Annotated in this window: 14 protein-coding genes; 8 read left to right on the top strand and 6 right to left on the bottom strand. The window is 70.6% G+C overall.

The window, feature by feature from the left end; translation table 11 throughout:
* The first annotated feature begins 176 nt into the window (after positions 1-176).
* Entirely contained in the window at positions 177-1,445 is a 1,269-nt protein-coding gene (locus AB0Q96_RS09340) for an MFS transporter (protein WP_365323271.1), read from the top strand.
* Positions 1,446-1,544: 99 nt separating this feature from the next.
* Here the strand turns inward: AB0Q96_RS09340 and AB0Q96_RS09335 are convergent, their stop codons facing one another.
* Positions 1,545-3,014, bottom strand: a complete 1,470-nt coding sequence (locus tag AB0Q96_RS09335) for a CCA tRNA nucleotidyltransferase (protein WP_365323269.1) — start codon at positions 3,012-3,014, stop codon at positions 1,545-1,547.
* A 213-nt stretch (positions 3,015-3,227) separates the two neighbouring features.
* Here AB0Q96_RS09335 and AB0Q96_RS09330 point away from each other — a divergent pair, with 213 nt between their 5' ends.
* The 7 genes from AB0Q96_RS09330 (at position 3,228) to trxA (ending at position 12,790) form a co-directional block, all read left to right on the top strand.
* A complete protein-coding gene (locus AB0Q96_RS09330) occupies positions 3,228-5,609 on the top strand; it encodes a DUF6049 family protein (RefSeq protein ID WP_365323267.1) in 2,382 nt (793 codons plus the stop codon).
* A 45-nt stretch (positions 5,610-5,654) separates the two neighbouring features.
* Positions 5,655-7,868 carry a murein biosynthesis integral membrane protein MurJ gene (gene murJ / locus AB0Q96_RS09325; protein WP_365323265.1) on the top strand — a complete coding sequence of 738 codons (2,214 nt, stop codon included), beginning with the start codon at positions 5,655-5,657 and terminating at the stop codon, positions 7,866-7,868.
* A 117-nt stretch (positions 7,869-7,985) separates the two neighbouring features.
* Positions 7,986-9,692: a protein kinase family protein gene (locus AB0Q96_RS09320; protein WP_365323263.1), complete on the top strand. Its 1,707-nt coding sequence runs from the start codon at positions 7,986-7,988 to the stop codon at positions 9,690-9,692.
* Positions 9,693-9,715: 23 nt separating this feature from the next.
* Entirely contained in the window at positions 9,716-10,420 is a 705-nt protein-coding gene (gene sigM, locus AB0Q96_RS09315; protein ID WP_329422208.1) for an RNA polymerase sigma factor SigM, read from the top strand.
* A complete protein-coding gene (locus AB0Q96_RS09310) occupies positions 10,417-11,316 on the top strand; it encodes a hypothetical protein (RefSeq protein WP_365323261.1) in 900 nt (299 codons plus the stop codon). Before sigM ends, AB0Q96_RS09310 begins: the two co-directional genes overlap by 4 nt.
* Positions 11,317-11,445: 129 nt before the next feature.
* Positions 11,446-12,411: a thioredoxin-disulfide reductase gene (gene trxB, locus AB0Q96_RS09305; protein WP_365323259.1), complete on the top strand. Its 966-nt coding sequence runs from the start codon at positions 11,446-11,448 to the stop codon at positions 12,409-12,411.
* Positions 12,412-12,457: 46 nt separating this feature from the next.
* A complete protein-coding gene (gene trxA / locus AB0Q96_RS09300; protein ID WP_365323257.1) occupies positions 12,458-12,790 on the top strand; it encodes a thioredoxin in 333 nt (110 codons plus the stop codon).
* 100 nt (positions 12,791-12,890) lie between these two features.
* On the opposite strand, the gene AB0Q96_RS09295 is transcribed toward trxA, so the two are convergent.
* From AB0Q96_RS09295 to AB0Q96_RS09275, 5 genes are all read right to left on the bottom strand, one after another.
* Positions 12,891-13,508, bottom strand: a complete 618-nt coding sequence (locus tag AB0Q96_RS09295; protein ID WP_365323255.1) for a GNAT family N-acetyltransferase — start codon at positions 13,506-13,508, stop codon at positions 12,891-12,893.
* Positions 13,509-13,663: 155 nt separating this feature from the next.
* Positions 13,664-14,788 carry a ParB/RepB/Spo0J family partition protein gene (locus tag AB0Q96_RS09290; protein WP_365323253.1) on the bottom strand — a complete coding sequence of 375 codons (1,125 nt, stop codon included), beginning with the start codon at positions 14,786-14,788 and terminating at the stop codon, positions 13,664-13,666.
* Positions 14,785-15,873, bottom strand: coding sequence for a ParA family protein (locus AB0Q96_RS09285; RefSeq protein WP_365323251.1), 1,089 nt, complete (start codon positions 15,871-15,873; stop codon positions 14,785-14,787). Before AB0Q96_RS09285 ends, AB0Q96_RS09290 begins: the two co-directional genes overlap by 4 nt.
* A gap of 259 nt (positions 15,874-16,132) precedes the next feature.
* The gene (gene rsmG, locus AB0Q96_RS09280; protein WP_365323249.1) at positions 16,133-16,852 is read right to left on the bottom strand and encodes a 16S rRNA (guanine(527)-N(7))-methyltransferase RsmG; all 720 of its coding nucleotides are present in this window, start codon (positions 16,850-16,852) and stop codon (positions 16,133-16,135) included.
* A 115-nt stretch (positions 16,853-16,967) separates the two neighbouring features.
* Entirely contained in the window at positions 16,968-17,477 is a 510-nt protein-coding gene (locus AB0Q96_RS09275; RefSeq protein WP_365323247.1) for a R3H domain-containing nucleic acid-binding protein, read from the bottom strand.
* Positions 17,478-17,479: the final 2 nt, after the last annotated feature.

Raw genomic sequence — 17,479 nt, 5'->3', positions numbered from 1 at the left:
GTCCTCGTACTTCATGAAGTCCCCGCCGGTGCAGTACTTCGACGACGAGGCCTTCGCCAACGTCGAGAAGTTCATCAAGGGCGAGGTCGAGCGCTGACCTGACGGTCGAACGGCTCACTGACGAGGGTCCCCGTGGCACTGCCCGGGGGCCCTCTTCGTGTGTGAGTCTTGCTGCCATGTCCGTCGTGCGTGATCTGCGCGTTCTCCTGCGCCTGCGGAACTTCCGCCGCCTGCTCGCCGTACGCCTGCTCTCCCAGTGCGCCGACGGCGTCTACCAGGTGGCCCTGGCCACGTACGTCGTCTTCTCCCCCGAGAAGGAGACCAGCCCTGCGGCCATCGCCTCGGCCATGGCGGTGCTGCTGCTCCCGTACTCCCTCGTCGGCCCCTTCGCCGGCGTCCTGCTCGACCGATGGCAACGCCGCCAGGTCTTCCTCTACGGCAACCTGCTGCGTGCCGTCCTCGCCTGCGGCACCGCGCTGCTCGTCCTGGCCTCCCCGCCCGACTGGCTCTTCTACGCCTCCGCGCTCTCCGTCACGGCCGTCAACCGCTTCGTCCTGGCGGGCCTCTCCGCCGCCCTCCCCCGGGTCGTCGACGACGAGCGCCTGGTCCTCGCCAACTCGATCTCCCCGACCGCCGGCACCCTCGCCGCGACGCTCGGTGGCGGACTGGCCTTCGGGATGCGACTGGTCGCCGACAACTCCGACGCCGCCGTCGTCCTGCTCGGCGCCGCCCTCTACCTCTGCTCCGCGCTCGCCTCGCTGCGCATGCCGCGCGAGCTCCTCGGCCCGGACCCGGAGCGCGTCCATCCCCGCCTGTCCACCGCCCTGAGATCCACCGCCCAGGGGCTGGCGAGCGGGCTGCGCCACCTCGCCGAGCGGCGCCCCGCCGCCAGGGCGCTCACCGCGGTCGCCCTGATGCGCTTCTGCTACGGCGCCCTGTTCGTGACCGTGCTCATGCTCTGCCGGTACGCCTGGAGCTCGACGGACTCGGAGGGCCTGGCCGCGCTCGGACTCGCCGTCGCGGCCTCCGGAGCCGGCTTCTTCGCGGCGGCCGTCCTCTCGCCCTGGGCGGTCGGCAAGCTGGGACCCTTCGGCTGGATGATCCTCTGCTCGGGAGCCGCGGCCGTCCTCACGCCGGCTCTCGGGCTGACCTTCGCCCGGACCCCGTTCCTCGTGGCCGCCTTCCTGCTCGGCCTGATCACCCAGGGAGCGAAGATCGCGACGGACACGGTCGTCCAGACCTCGGTGGACGACGCCTATCGCGGGAGGATCTTCTCCCTCTACGACGTGCTCTTCAACGTCGCCTTCGTCGGGGCGGCCGGGCTCGCCGCGCTCATGCTGCCCCCCGACGGGCGGTCCGCACCGCTCGTGATCCTGGTGGCCCTTCTCTACGCCGGCACCGCGCTGGCGCTGGCGAGGAGCATCAGGCGCTCCTCGCGGGCCTGACGAGGAAGGGGCGATGTTTCACGTGAAACATCGCCCCTTCTCGGTACCGGCACCGCGATGTTTCACGTGAAACATCGCGTGTGAAACAGCGCCGCCTGTCTACTCGCCCTGTGCCGCCCACCACTCCTTGAGCGCTTCGACGGCCCCGTCGTGCCCCATCGGCCCGTTCTCCAGCCGCAGCTCCAGCAGGAACTTGTAGGCCTGGCCGACGGCCGGCCCCGGACGGATCCCCAGGACCTCCTGGATCTGGTTGCCGTCGAGGTCGGGGCGGATCGAGTCCAGCTCCTCCTGCTCCTGGAGCTGAGCGATGCGCTCCTCCAGGCCGTCGTACGCGCGGGAGAGCGCGGAGGCCTTGCGCTTGTTGCGCGTGGTGCAGTCGGAGCGGGTCAGCTTGTGGAGCCGCGAGAGCAGCGGACCCGCGTCGCGTACGTAGCGGCGGACGGCCGAGTCGGTCCACTCGCCCGTGCCGTAGCCGTGGAAGCGCAGGTGCAGCTCCACCAGACGCGAGACGTCCTTGATCATCTCGTTGGAGTACTTGAGCGCCGTCATGCGCTTCTTCGTCATCTTCGCCCCGACCACCTCGTGGTGGTGGAACGAGACCCGGCCGTCGTTCTCGAAGCGGCGGGTGCGCGGCTTGCCGATGTCGTGGAGCAGCGCCGAGAGCCGGAGCACCAGGTCCGGGCCGTCCTCCTCCAGGTCGATCGCCTGGTCGAGGACGGTCAGCGAGTGCTCGTAGACGTCCTTGTGCCGGTGGTGCTCGTCGCTCTCCAGCCGCAGCGACGGAAGCTCGGGCAGCACATGGGCGGCGAGACCGGTCTCCACGAGCAGTCCCAGCCCCTTGCGGGGGTGCGCGGAGAGCAGCAGCTTGTTGAGCTCGTCCCGGACCCGCTCGGCGGAGACGATCTCCAGCCGTCCGGCCATCTCCGTCATCGCGGTGACGACCTCGGGGGCCACCTCGAAGTCCAGCTGGGCGGCGAACCTGGCCGCGCGCATCATGCGCAGCGGGTCGTCGGAGAAGGACTCCTCGGGGGTTCCAGGGGTCCGCAGCACCCGGGCGGCCAGGTCCTCCAGGCCGCCGTACGGGTCGATGAACTCCTTCTCCGGGAGCGCCACGGCCATGGCGTTGACCGTGAAGTCACGCCGGACCAGGTCCACCTCGATGGAGTCGCCGTAGGAGACCTCGGGCTTGCGCGAGGTGCGGTCGTACGCCTCGGAGCGGTAGGTGGTGACCTCCACCTGGAAGCGCTGGACCACGTCCCCGACGCGGGCGTCCTTCTGGCAGCCGACCGTGCCGAAGGCGATGCCGACCTCCCAGACGGCGTCGGCCCAAGGGCGGACGATCTTCAGCACGTCCTCGGGACGGGCGTCCGTCGTGAAGTCCAGGTCGTTGCCGAGACGGCCGAGGAGGGCGTCGCGGACCGAGCCGCCGACCAGCGCGAGGCTGAACCCGGCTTCCTGGAAGCGGCGGGCGAGGTCGTCGGCGACGGGGGACACACGCAGTAGTTCACTGACCGCGCGGCGTTGCACCTGGCTCAGTGCAGTCGAGGTGTCTTCGTTGGCGTTCGGCACAACAGAAAAGGGTACGTGCCCCAGCTCGTACCGATGCCCCCGTTTTTCCCGCGCCCACAGCGGCCCGGCGGCCGTCTCCGGCGCCCTTCGCTTGATCGCCTGGAGCAGTCCCCGGCACTTGGCCGCCGCGTGCCTCGTTACCATGCCTGGACACAGCAACCGGGAACCACCGACACCACACACACCACAGACAACGACGAGGACGGGCGACGCGTGGCCGAGGCGGCAGCTATCCAGGGGATCGGTCCCTCACCTGCCCGCCGCCGGGTGCGGCGCCTGGTCTCTCTCGTCATCGCGGCTCCGCTGCTGGCCGGGTTCCTCCCGGCCCTGAACGCTCCCTCGGCGCAGGCCGCCGAGAGCGCGAGCAGCGCCGGGACCGTCGATGTGTCGGTCGACACGCTCACGCCGAGCGCCCCGGTCGAGAGCGACACCCTCACCCTCACCGGTTCGGTCACCAACCGCGGCAAGCAGGCCGTGACCAACGCCACCGTGGATCTGCGCGTGGGCCCCCGGATGACCAGCCGCAGCGAGATCGACGACGTCTCCGGCCGCCGCGGCTACCGGGACGGCGGCGACCCGCCGCCCCTCGGCGGCACCTACACGGTCGAGATCCCGAAGCTGGGGGCCGGACTCAGCAAGGACTTCACGCTCTCCGTCCCCGTCTCCAAGCTGGGCATCGACGACCCCGGCGTCTACCAGCTCGGGGTCTCCCTGACCGGGCAGACCGGGAACCAGTCCTACGGCCGGGTCCTCGGCATCGAGCGGACCTTCCTGCCGTACCAGCCCGAGGACACCGACAAGAAGACCCAGCTCACCTACCTCTGGCCGCTGATCTCCACCACCCATGTCTCCGCGGAGACGGGACCGGACCTCCAGCAGACCCCGGTCTTCGAGAACGACGACCTCGCCGCCGAGCTCGCGCCCGGCGGCCGGCTGCACGAGATGGTCAGCCTCGGCACGAACCTCCCGGTCACCTGGGTGATCGACCCGGACCTGCTGGCCAGCGTCGACGCCATGGCCAAGCCGTACCGGGTCAAGAACGGCAGCACCGAGATCGCGGGCAAGAACCAGAACGTCGCCGAACGGTGGCTCGACCTTCTGGAGAAGGCGGTCCAGGGCCAGAAGGTCGTCGCGCTGCCCTTCGCCGACCCCGACCTCGCCTCCCTGGCCCACCACGGCAAGGACGTCCCCGGCTCGCTCAGCCACCTCCAGCAGGCGACGGCACTGGCCACGACCACGGTCGAGACCATCCTCCACGTGAAGCCGTCCACCGACTTCTCGTGGCCCGTGGACGGCGCGGTCGACCCCTCGATCATGTCCGTCGCCACCTCCGCCGGCGCGCACAACGTGATCGCCCGCAGCGACAGCTTCCGCGACGACCTCCCGTACACGCCGAACGCGGCGCGCCCGGTCGGTGGCGGCACGACCGCCGTCGTCAGCGACGCCGAGCTGTCCACGGCCTTCGACGGCGATCTGATCCGGGCCGAGAACTCCACCCTCGCCGTCCAGTCCTTCCTGGCCCAGTCGCTCGCGGTGACCCTGGAGCGGCCCGAGGACCAGCGCAGCGTCGTGGTCGCCCCCCAGCGCATGCCGAGCACCGCCCAGGCCCAGGCCATGGCGTCGGTGCTCCAGGGCGCCGCGAAGCGCTGGACGCAGCCGCTGGACCTGACGGCGGCGGCCACGACGGTCAAGCCCGACTCGGACGCCTCCACCCGCGTGCCGCGCGGCTCCGCCTACCCGAAGCGGCTGCGCGCCCAGGAGCTCGACGTCGAGGCGTTCGAGCAGATGAAGAAGACCCGCGACCAGCTGGACGACTTCAAGGTGATCCTGACGGCCCCGGACCGGGTCGTGCCGCCCTTCACCAACGCGATCAGCCGCGAGATGTCGACCTCATGGCGCGGGCAGAAGGCCTCCGCCTCGCTGTACCGCCAGGAAGTGCACCAGTACCTGGAGAGCCTGACCCGGGAGGTGCAGCTGATCGAGAAGTCGGACCTGCTGCTCTCCGGGCGGAGCGCCACCATCCCCGTGACGGTGCAGAACAAGCTGCTCCAGGGCGTGGACCACCTGGTGCTGCGGCTGACCTCCGGCAACAAGACCCGTCTGCAGCTGAACGGCGGGGACGCCGTCGCCGAGCTGCCGGTGAAGATCGAGGGCGGGCACAGCCAGTCGGTGAAGTTCACCGCCTCGGCCAACGCCAACGGCCCGGTCCCGATGTCGGCCCAGCTCTACACCGAGGACGGCACGCCCTACGGCCCGCCGATGAACTTCACCGTCAAGGTCTCCGAGATCACCCCCACGGTGATGCTCGTCATCGCCGGCGGTGTGCTCCTGCTGGTCCTCGCCGGCGTGCGCATGTACTCCCAGCGGAAGCGGGCCGCCGCCCGCAACGCCGAAGCCGAAGCGGAAGCGGAAGCCCAGGCCGAAGCGGAAGTCGAGACGGAGCCGGAAGGCGAGGCCGAGGGCGAGGCCACGGCCGAAGCGGAGCCGGAGACGGGTGCCGAGGCCGCCGATCCCGGGCAGCCGAGTGACCCGACACCGGACACCGGTCCCGAAAGCGGCGACCCGTCGGGCCCGGGTGAGAAAGTGGACCGTTGAGCGATGTCGTGGCCGGTCGGCCGGGGACGATGAGGTGGGGTAACCATGAACGCGCCGTACGACGGTGACCGCGGTCAGGCCGCGGGCGGCACCGCGCCCGCCGGTGGGACGCCCGCGGCACCGGCACCCGGCCCCATGCCGGTGCCGCCGCCGCAGCAGCCCGTGCCTGACCCGTACGCACCGAACGAGCAGAACCCGTACGCCCAGGACCCGTACGTCCAGGACGCCTACGCCCAGGACCCGTACCAGGGCCGGGACCTCTCCGCTCAGGACCCGGTGACCGAGGCGCTCTACGACCGCGCCGCGCACCCGCCGCCCCCGCCCGGCACCTACGCGGAGCCCCAGCCGCTCTACCAGCAGCCCGCCGTGCCCGCGCACGCCCCGGACCCCCGGGTGTGGGCGCAGACCCCGGCACCCGAACCCGACGGGCCCTCGCGGCACCTTCCGTACGGCGACGACGCCCGCACGGTCCAGTTCACCGGGGTCGACGACCTGGTGACCCGGGCGGGAGAGGACGCGCCGGAGACGGACGCCTTCGCCCACCTCTACCGGGACCAGCAGACGCCCGGCCAGGTGCCTCCGCCCTCGACGGAGCCCGACCCCATGCCCGCGCCCGCCCCGAAGAAGTCCGGCCGCGCCTCCGGCCTGCTCAAGTCGAGCGCCGTGATGGCCGCGGGAACCCTCGTCTCCCGCCTCACCGGCTTCGTCCGCAGCCTCGTGATCACCGGCGCGCTCGGCGCCGCCCTGCTCGGTGACACCTTCACCATCGCCTACACCCTGCCGACGATGATCTACATCCTCACCGTGGGCGGCGGTCTCAACTCGGTCTTCGTGCCGCAGCTGGTCCGCTCGATGAAGAACGACGAGGACGGCGGCGAGGCCTACGCCAACCGCCTGCTGACCCTCGTGATGGTCGCGCTCGGCGCGATCGTCGCCATCGCCGTCTTCGCGGCCCCCCTGCTGATCCGGCTGATGTCGAACACCATCGCCGACGACGCGGCGGCCAACAGCGTCGCCGTCACCTTCGCCCGCTACTGCCTGCCCACGATCTTCTTCATGGGTGTGCACGTGGTGATGGGTCAGATCCTCAACGCCCGCGGCAAGTTCGGCGCGATGATGTGGACCCCGGTCCTCAACAACATCGTCATGATCGCCACGTTCGGCCTGTTCATCTGGGTCTACGGCACCTCCGCCGAGTCCCACATGGGCGTCCAGACCATCCCCGACGAGGGCATCCGCCTGCTCGGCATCGGCACCCTGCTCGGCCTGGTCGTCCAGGCCCTGGCGATGATCCCGTACCTGCGCGAGACCGGTTTCCGCTTCCGCCCGCGCTTCGACTGGAAGGGCCACGGCCTCGGCAAGACGGTCAAGCTGGCCAAGTGGACCGTGCTGTTCGTGCTCGCCAACCAGGCCGGCGTCCTGGTCGTCACCCAGCTCGCCACGGCGGCCGGTGAGGAGTCCGGCAAGAACGGCGCGGGCTTCCTGGCCTACTCGAACGCCCAGCTGATCTGGGGCATGCCGCAGGCCATCATCACCGTCTCCGTCATGGCCGCGCTGCTGCCCCGCATCTCCCGCGCCGCCTCGGACGACGACCCGGGCGCCGTGCGGGACGACATCTCCCAGGGCCTGCGCAACTCGGCCGTGGCGATCGTCCCGGTCTCCTTCGCCTTCCTGGCCCTCGGCGTCCCGATGTGCACCCTGCTCTACGCCTCCAGCGGCGTCCAGGCCGCCCAGGGCATGGGCTTCATCCTGATGGCCTTCGGCCTCGGCCTGATCCCCTACTCCGTCCAGTACGTCGTGCTCCGCGGCTTCTACGCCTACGAGGACACCCGGACGCCCTTCTACAACACGGTCATCGTGGCGGCGGTCAACGCGGCCGCCTCGGCCGTCTGTTACGTCGTGCTCCCGGCCCAGTGGGCCGTCGTCGGCATGGCCGCCTCGTACGGCCTGGCCTACATGGTCGGTGTCGGTGTCGCCTGGCGTCGCCTGCGCAACCGCCTCGGCGGCGACCTCGACGGCGCCCATGTGATGCGCACCTACGCCCGCCTGTGCCTCGCGTCGCTGCCGGCCGCGATCGTGGCCGGAGCGGTCGGCTTCGGCCTCCTGAAGGTGCTGGGCGAAGGGGCCCTCGGCTCGCTGGTGGCGCTGCTCGTGGGCGGAGCGGTCCTGCTCGGCGTCTTCTTCGTCGCCGCCAAGCGCATGCGGATCGCGGAGCTCAACTCCATGGTCGGTATGGTCCGTGGACGTCTGGGACGCTGACGAACGGCGTTCGCACAACCATCGTCCCTCGACGCGTGTCGTGCATAGCGTCGGACTGTGGGCACAATTGGCATGGCTGTTGGATGTGGCGCAACGGATGGGGAGGCAGGAACGACGGTGGCGGAACGTAGCACGGCTGCCGTCGACGTGGCCGACAACAGCGGTGACGACCCGCTGACCGCCAAGGCGGACAAGGCCGCGACCGACGGGGTGGCGGAAGCGCAGAAGAAGGCGGTCACGACCGCCGAGGCCACGGAGAACAAGGCGGGCGAACCAAAGAGCGACGAACAGCCCTCCATCACGGCACCGGAACTGCACAGCGGCCACAAGCTGGCCAGGCGCTACCGGTTGGAGGAGTGCGTCACCCGACTGGACGGATTCAGCAGCTGGCGTGCTGTGGACGAGAAGCTCCGCCGTGCCGTCGGCGTGCACATCCTGCCCGCCGATCACCCGAGAGCACGCTCGGTCCTGGCCGCGGCCCGCTCCGCGGCGCTGCTCGGCGATCCGCGGTTCGTCCAGGTCCTCGACGCCGTCGAGGAGAACGACCTGGTGTACGTCGTGCACGAGTGGCTGCCCGACTCCACCGAGCTGACCGCGCTCCTGGCCGCCGGGCCCATGGAGCCGCACGACGCCTACCAGTTGGTCAGCCAGGTCTCCCAGGCCATGGCCGCGGCGCACCGTGAGGGACTCTCGCACCTCCGGCTCACGCCGAGCGCGGTCCTGCGCAGTTCCACCGGCCAGTACCGCATCCGCGGCCTCGCCGTGAACGCCGCCCTGCGCGGCATCAGCGCCGACCGGCCGCAGCGCACCGACACCGAGGCGATCGGCGCCCTGCTGTACGCGGCGCTCACCCAGCGCTGGCCGTACGACAACGACGCCTACGGCCTCTCCGGGCTCCCCAAGGGCGTCGGGCTGCTCGCCCCCGACCAGGTGCGCGCGGGTGTCCACCGCGGCCTCTCCGAGATCGCGATGCGCGCCCTGGCGAACGACGGGGCGACCGCCTCGCGCCAGGAGCCGCCCTGCACCACCCCGGACGAGCTCGCGAAGGCGGTGGCGGCGATGCCGCGCATCCGTCCGCCGGAGCCGGTGTTCCCGCTCCCGGCGCCGCCCGAGTACCAGCGCACGACCTACCAGCAGGGCACGTACGGGCGCCCTCAGCCGCGCCCGCAGATCACCCAGCCGGTCGTGGTTCCGCCGCCGCCGTTGCAGAGCCGTGCCGGCAAGGCGCTGAAGTGGGCCGTCTCGGCCCTGCTGATCGCCGCCCTGGGCCTGGGCAGCTGGCAGATCGCGGACCGGCTCCTGAACCAGCCGAAGGACCCCGACACCCCGCAGGTCACCCAGCCGCAGACCGGTGAGGACGAGAAGGACAAGCCGAACGGCAAGCCGGTCGCGATCGTCGACGCCCACGACTTCGACCCGGAGGGCGACGGCGCGGAGAACCCGGAGCAGATAAAGAACGCGTACGACGGCGACCCGAACACCTCGTGGCCGACCATGCGCTACGACGGCTATTCGAAGTTCGGCCGGTTGAAGTCCGGCGTGGGGATCGTCCTGGACCTCGGCAAGGCCCAGCAGGTCGCCAAGGTCGACGTGACGTTCCAGGGCAGCACCTCGGTCGAACTGCGGACGGCGCCCGAGGGCGCCTCGTCCCAGCCCGACCAGCCCGGGGGCTTCGCCACGCAGGCTTCGGGGCACGGTACCCAGGTGTCCCTCACCCCGGCCAAGCCGGTCATGACGCGCTATGTGCTCGTCTGGCTGACCGACCTGCCGGCCGGTGGCGGCGGCTACAAGGGCCAGATCTCGGATATCAAGATCACCAGCTGACCGAGCAGGGGAGGGGCTCACCGTTGGACGACGCCATACGCGACGAGCGCAGCGACCAGGAACTCCTGGCCTGCCATGTGGCCGGCGATCAGGACGCCTTCGGTGAGCTCGTCCGCCGCCACCGGGACCGGCTGTGGGCGGTGGCCCTGCGAACGCTCGGCGACCGCGAGGAGGCCGCTGACGCCGTCCAGGACGCCCTCGTGTCGGCCTTCCGGGCAGCCCACACCTTCCGGGGTCAGTCGGCCGTCACGACCTGGCTCCACCGCATCACCGTGAACGCCTGCCTCGACCGGGTACGCAAGGCGGCCTCCCGCCGTACCTCCCCGGTGGACGACACCGAACGGTTCGAGCAGCTCCTCGAACCGCACGAGTCCGCCGAAGCCCCGGCCGAGCGCCAGGATCTGCACCGCCAGCTCCTGGCCGCCCTCGCCACGCTCCCCGCGGAGCAGCGTGCCGCCCTCGTCCTGGTCGACATGCAGGGATACCCGGTGGCCGAGGCCGCTCGGGTCCTCGACGTCCCCACCGGCACCGTGAAGAGCCGCTGTGCGCGCGGGCGGGCCAGACTCCTTCCGATGCTCACTCATCTGCGCGGCGACACGGTGGGTAACGAGAGCCCCGACCGGGGAAGGAACCGGACGCCGGGGACATCCGTCCCACCGGTGCCGGGTCCGACGGAGACCGGACCGAGCAATCCAGCTGCTGTGAAGGGCGGAGGTGGGCGCGCGTGACTTCCACGGCCGACACGACTCAGCACCCCGACGTCTCGGAGATCTCCGACCTCGCCGAAGGCATCCTGTCGCCTTCCCGTGGCGCGGTCGTACGCCGCCATCTCGACGTGTGTTCCCTCTGCGCCGATGTGCGGACCTCCCTGGAGGAGATCCGGGGTCTGCTGGGCACCCTTCCCGGGCCGCCCCGGATGCCCGCCGAGATCGCCGGACGGATCGACGCCGCCCTGGCGGCCGAAGCCCTCCTGGACTCCACGGCGCCGGACACGACCGCACATGTTTCACGTGAAACATCGCGCGGTCGTCCGGCCGAGCCCACCCCGACCCCGGCCCCGGACCGACCGGTCGGGCACTCCTCCGCCTCCACCGGCCCCGGACGGCCCCGTGGGCGCCGGCGTCGCAGGGGCGCCGTCCTGGGCGCGGCCCTCGGTGCCGCGGCCCTGGGGCTGAGCCTGTTCTTCCTCCAGTCGGGCGTGCTGAACGGAGGCGGCTCGGGCGCGCAGAGCACCTCCGACACCGCAGCCAGCGCTGCCGGTACCGCCCGCTTCGACGGTCTTCCGGTCGAGGCCGCCGCCCAGGCCCTCCTCCAGCAGGACAGCACCTTCAAGGCCCCCCAGGACAGCCCGGAGTCGCTCACCACCCAGAACGGCGGCGACGGACAGAAGCGCCAGCTCGCCGCCCCCCTGCCCGCCTGCGTCCAGGCCGGCACCCACCGCTCGGACCCGGTCCTCGGCTTTCGGCAGGGCGACTACCAGGGCCGGGACGCCTACCTCCTCGTCCTCCCCGACACCGCCGACAGCACCCGGGTGCAGATCTTTGTGGTCGACGCCTCCTGTGCCACGGGGAGCGGGAACACATCGGCCGAGGTACTGCTGAAGGAATCCGTACCGCGCTCGTGAACTCTGCGCCGTGCCAGGCGGCGGTCCCGGGAATGCTTGCCCCGTAGGATCGGTTGGGTGGGGTGAGAGTGACCGACACGATCGCCCCCCGTAGGCAGTAGGCAGTCCGCAGAGACGAGGAAGAAACCCGTGAGCGACGTCCGTAACGTGATCATCATCGGCTCCGGGCCCGCGGGTTACACCGCTGCGCTCTATACGGCCCGCGCGTCGCTGAACCCGCTCGTCTTCGAAGGTGCGGTCACCGCCGGTGGCGCCCTGATGAACACGACCGACGTGGAGAACTTCCCGGGTTTCCGTGACGGCATCATGGGCCCGGACCTGATGGACAACATGCGTGCCCAGGCGGAGCGCTTCGGCGCCGAGCTCGTTCCGGACGATGTCGTCTCCGTGGACCTCACCGGCGACATCAAGACCGTCACCGACACCGCCGGCACCGTGCACCGCGCGAAGGCCGTCATCGTCACCACCGGCTCCCAGCACCGCAAGCTGGGCCTGCCGAACGAGGACGCGCTCTCCGGCCGCGGTGTCTCCTGGTGCGCCACCTGCGACGGCTTCTTCTTCAAGGACCACGACATCGCCGTCATCGGCGGCGGCGACACCGCGATCGAGGAGGCCACCTTCCTCTCGCGCTTCGCCAAGTCGGTCACCATCGTGCACCGCCGTGACTCCCTGCGCGCCTCGAAGGCGATGCAGGAGCGCGCCTTCGCCGACCCGAAGATCAAGTTCGCCTGGGACAACGAGGTCGCCGAGATCCACGGCGAGCAGAAGCTCAGCGGTCTGACCCTGCGCAACACCAAGACCGGCGAGACGAGCGAGCTCCCGGTGACGGGCCTCTTCATCGCCGTGGGCCACGACCCGCGCACGGAGCTCTTCAAGGGCCAGCTGGAGCTGGACGAGGAGGGCTACCTGAAGGTCGACGCCCCGTCCACCCGCACCAACGTCACGGGTGTCTTCGGTGCGGGCGACGTCGTCGACCACACCTACCGCCAGGCGATCACCGCCGCCGGCACTGGCTGCTCGGCCGCGCTCGACGCCGAGCGCTTCCTGGCCGCCCTCGCCGACAGCGAGAAGCTGGCCGAGACCCCCGCGGTCTGACCCCTACGCCTCATCACCCCACACCCCGCCAATAAAGGAGGTCGCCGTGGCCGGCGCCCTGAAGAACGTGACCGACGCTGACTTCGACGAGGTCGTCCTCAAGAGCGACAAGCCCGTCCTGGTGGACTTCTGGGCCGCGTGGTGCGGGCCGTGCCGTCAGATCGCCCCGTCGCTGGAGGCCATCGCCACCGAGCACGGCGAGAAGATCGAGGTCGTGAAGCTCAACATCGACGAGAACCCGGCCACGGCCGCCAAGTACGGCGTCATGTCCATCCCGACCCTGAACGTCTACCAGGGCGGCGAGGTCGTGAAGACGATCGTCGGCGCCAAGCCGAAGGCCGCGATCGAGCGCGACCTCGACACCTTCATCGGCCAGTAAGGCTGACGCTCGGCGCACTGTTTCACGTGAAACATGCGGTGGCCCGCCCCCTTCCGAGGGGGCGGGCCACCGTCGTTTTCACGAGCAGGTCCAGCTGGAGTCACAAGGGCCGCAGCGCCGGCTCCTTCTGTACGGCTCCCAGGAGCCGGTCCAGGGCCAGCTCCACGTCTTCCTTCCAGGAGAGCGTCGTCCTCAGCTCCAGCCTCAGCCGCGGGAACGCATGGTGCGGCCGCACGGTCTTGAACCCCACGGCCAGCAGGTGCTCGGCCGGAAGGACACAGGCCGGCTCCTTCCAGCGGGCGTCGCCGAACGCCTCGATCGCCTTGAAGCCCCGCCGCAGAAGATCCTTGGCCACGGTCTGCACCATCATCCGCCCGAGCCCCTGCCCCTGGTACGCCGGCATGATCCAGGCCGTCATCAGCTGGGCGGCGTCCGCCGAGACCGGGCTCGTGGGGAAGGCGATGGCCCGCGGCACATAGGCCGGAGGCGCGTACAGCACATAGCCGACGGGCACCTCGTCGACGTAGACGACCCGGCCGCAGGATCCCCATTCGAGGAGCACGGCGGAGATCCACGCCTCCTTCTCCAGCTCCGGCCGGCCGGCCTTCACGGCCGCTTCTCCGCTCACCGGATCGAGCTCCCAGAAGACGCAGGAGCGGCACCGCTTCGGGAGGTCCGGAAGATTGTCCAAGGTGAGCGGTACGAGCCGACGCCCCACGGCTGCTCCTCGTTTCCCTCGGCCAATGCCGGACGAATACGCCTCTTCGCATCGTAACGAGGGCGTGAGGGGGGCGATACCGCACTCAGGCAAAGGGCGGGGCGCGTTCCGGTGAAAGCCGGAACGCGCCCCGCCCTGCGAGAAGAAGAGGGGGATCAGCCCTCGGAGTCCTGCCCGTCCTGCTCGTCCTGCGCGGTGTTCCCCTGGTCCAGGACACGTCCCTCGCCGGGGGCGAGCGTCGACAGGATCCGGTCCAGATCCTCCATCGAGGCGAACTCGACGACGATCTTGCCCTTCTTCTGGCCCAGGTCGACCTTCACCCGGGTCTCGAAGCGGTCCGAGAGGCGGGTCGCCAGCTGGTTCAGGGCCGGGGAGACGCGGGCACCCGCCCGCGGCCCCTTCGGCTTGACCGGGGAGGAGGGCTCCGAGCCCATCAGCGTGACGATCTCCTCGACCGCCCGCACCGACAGCCCCTCGGCCACGATCCGGTACGCCAGCTTGTCCTGCGTCTCGGGGTCGTCCACGGAGAGCAGGGCACGGGCGTGGCCGGCGGAGAGGACTCCGGCGGCGACCCGGCGCTGCACCGGCGGGGAGAGCCGCAGCAGACGCAGCGTGTTGGAGACCTGGGGACGCGAACGCCCGATCCGGTCGGCCAGCTGGTCGTGCGTGCAGTGGAAGTCCTTGAGGAGCTGGTCGTAGGCGGCGGCCTCTTCCAGCGGGTTCAGCTGCGCCCGGTGCAGGTTCTCCAGGAGGGCGTCGAGCAGCAGCTTCTCGTCCTCGGTGGCCCGCACGATCGCGGGGATGCGCTCCAGACCGGCCTCGCGGCAGGCTCGCCAGCGACGCTCACCCATGATGAGCTCGTAGCGCTCGGCACCCAGCTGACGCACCACGACGGGCTGGAGCAGACCCACCTCCTTGATGGAGGTGACCAGCTCGGCCAGGGCGTCCTCGTCGAACACCTCACGGGGCTGGCGCGGGTTGGGCGTGATGAAGTCCAGAGGAAGCTCCGCGAAGTGCGCCCCGGCGGGGGACTCCGGCAGAACCTCGGGCTCGGCCGCGGGCACCGGCGCCGGCACCACCGAGTCGGGCGACTGCGGGCTCGCCGGAAGGGTCGCCAGCTTCGCCGCCGCCACTCCCCGTTCCGAACCGAGCGCCGGAACGGCACCGGAGGACGCGTTCGCCTGGCCGCCCACGGCCACGGCCTGTACCTGTCGCTCCTGGGGAGCCGCGGGGATCAGGGCACCGAGCCCACGTCCCAGCCCCCTACGTCGCTCGCTCACTGGATCCCCTCCGACATTCGCTGGCTGTTCTGATGGCCCATGCCCGGCTGACCGGTGTGGGCGTGCGTGGCGTCGTACCGGATCTCGGCACCGCGCAGGGCGATCTCACGGGCCGCCTCCAGGTACGACAGGGCACCGCTGGAGCCCGGGTCGTAGGTGAGGACGGTCTGCCCGTAGCTCGGCGCCTCCGAGATACGCACGGATCTCGGGATGCTGGTGCGCAGCACCTCCTTGCCGAAGTGGGTGCGCACCTCGTCGGCCACCTGCGAGGCGAGCCTCGTCCGGCCGTCGTACATGGTGAGCAGGATCGTCGAGACGTGGAGCGTGGGGTTGAGGTGCCCGCGCACCAGCTCGACGTTCCGCAGGAGCTGGCCCAGGCCCTCCAGTGCGTAGTACTCGCACTGGATGGGGATCAGCACCTCGGCCCCCGCCACCATGGCGTTGACGGTGAGCAGGCCCAGCGACGGCGGGCAGTCGATCAGGATGTAGTCGAGCGGCTGCTCGTACGCCTGGATCGCGCGCTGGAGGCGGCTCTCTCGTGCCACCAGCGACACCAGCTCGATCTCGGCACCGGCGAGATCGATGGTGGCGGGGGCGCAGAAGAGGCCCTCGACGTCCTGGACCGGCTGGACGACCTCGGAGAGCGGCCTGCTCTCCACGAGGACGTCGTAGATCGACGGGACCTCGGCGTGGTGATCGATGCCGAGCGCCGTGGAGGCGTTGCCCTGCGGGTCGAGGTCGATGACCAGGACACGGGCACCGTGCAGGGCCAGGGAGGCGGCAAGGTTGACCGTCGTGGTCGTCTTGCCCACTCCGCCCTTCTGGTTGGCGACCACCATCACGCGGGTCTGGGCAGGCCGGGGAAGCCCCTCACCCGCACGACCCAGGGCTTCTACGGCCAGCTGGGCTGCACGACCGATAGGGGTGTCGTCCATCGGGGGCGGTGTTTCACGTGAAACATCCTCCCCCGCCGATTCGGTTCGGGGACCGGGGACCGGATCGGTCATCGGTCCCGCGATGTTGGCGTCGGACCGCAAGGATTCACTCTCCTCGGCTTCAGGCTCGCGATGCACAGAGCCTGCCATGCTTTCGGGGTCGTGAACCAGCGAGGCCCGTGGTTCTGTGGAGGAATCCACCTCTGTGGACAACCCCTTGACCCTCACGGGGGGTTTCGCCGGAGGTGTGCGGTCCCAGGGCGTGGCAGCCGCGCGGCCGCGGCTGATGATCCCCTGCAGCAGTGAGCGACGTTTCACGTGAAACACGATGCACGCGCCGCAGGGCCGGGACCGCTCGACACTCCGAAATCTGTACGTATCGCAGCTTGTACGGATCAGTAGGGAGGGGTCAGCGACCGCCGCGGCGGGGTCGGCTGGTCCTGGCCGCCTTGGCTCGCTTGGCGGCGAACCTGACACCGCCCGGGCTCTCGCCGACCTCGACCCGGACGACCGTGGACAGCGGGTCGACGATCCCCTCACCCACGTGCTCGACCGAGGTGGCCACCACGCCCAGCTTGGACAGCGCGGCACGGGCGCCGTTGATCTCCTCCTCCGCCGTGTCTCCCTTGAGCGCGAGCATCTCCCCGTAGGGACGCAGTAGCGGAACGCCCCAGCCGGCCAGCCGGTCGAGCGGTGCGACGGCGCGGGCGGTGACGACGTGCACGGGCGGCAGCTTGCCGAGCATCTCCTCGGCGCGGCCACGGACCACCGTCACGTGGTCGAGGCCGAGCAGCTCGACGACCTCCTGGAGGAAGTTCGTCCGGCGCAGCAGCGGCTCAAGGAGCGTGATCTTCAGGTCCCGGCGCACCAGCGCCAGCGGGATGCCGGGCAGGCCGGCGCCCGAGCCGACGTCGCACACCGTGACGCCCTCGGGGACGACCTCGGAGAGCACGGCGCAGTTCAAGATGTGGCGCTCCCACAAGCGGGGAACCTCACGGGGGCCGATCAGGCCACGCTTGACCCCCGCGTCCGCGAGGAGCTCCGCGTAGCGCACGGCCTCTGGGAAGTACTCACCGAAGACCGTCCGCGCCTGCTCGGGCGCCTGGGGAAGCTCCGCTGCCTCCGTCACGGGGAACCGTCCTTCCGTACCGCACGCATGACGTGCGAGCGCACTGTGGCTGACTATCAGGCTGACAAAATTCGGCCCCGCCTGCGAACAGACGGGGCCGACACTACGAGAGGGATCAGGCAGGGAGCACGACGACGAAGCGCTGCGGCTCCTCGCCCTCGGACTCGCTGCGCAGACCGGCGGCGGCGACCGCGTCGTGCACGACCTTGCGCTCGAACGGGGTCATCGGGTCCAGCTTGACCGGCTCGCCGCTGGACTTGACCTCGTCCGCGGCCTTGGCGCCGATCTGCGCCAGCTCGGAGCGCTTCTGGGCACGGAAGCCGGCGATGTCGAGCATCAGACGACTGCGGTCACCGGTCTCCCGGTGCACGGCCAGCCGGGTGAGCTCCTGAAGGGCCTCCAGCACCTCGCCGTCACGGCCGACCAGCTTCTGCAGGTCACGGCTGTTCGAGTCGGAGAGGATCGAGACCGAGGCCCGGTCCGCCTCGACGTCCATGTCGATATCACCGTCGAGGTCGGCGATGTCGAGCAGGCCCTCGAGGTAGTCGGCCGCGATCTCACCCTCCTGCTCCAGGCGGGTCAGGGTGTCGCCACCCTCGGCGGCGGAGGTGGTGCCTTCCGTCACGG

The organism is Streptomyces sp. NPDC093111 (assembly GCF_040683955.1).
Classification (GTDB): Bacteria; Actinomycetota; Actinomycetes; order Streptomycetales; family Streptomycetaceae; genus Streptomyces.
This window is presented reverse-complemented; position numbering and strand designations above follow the sequence as displayed.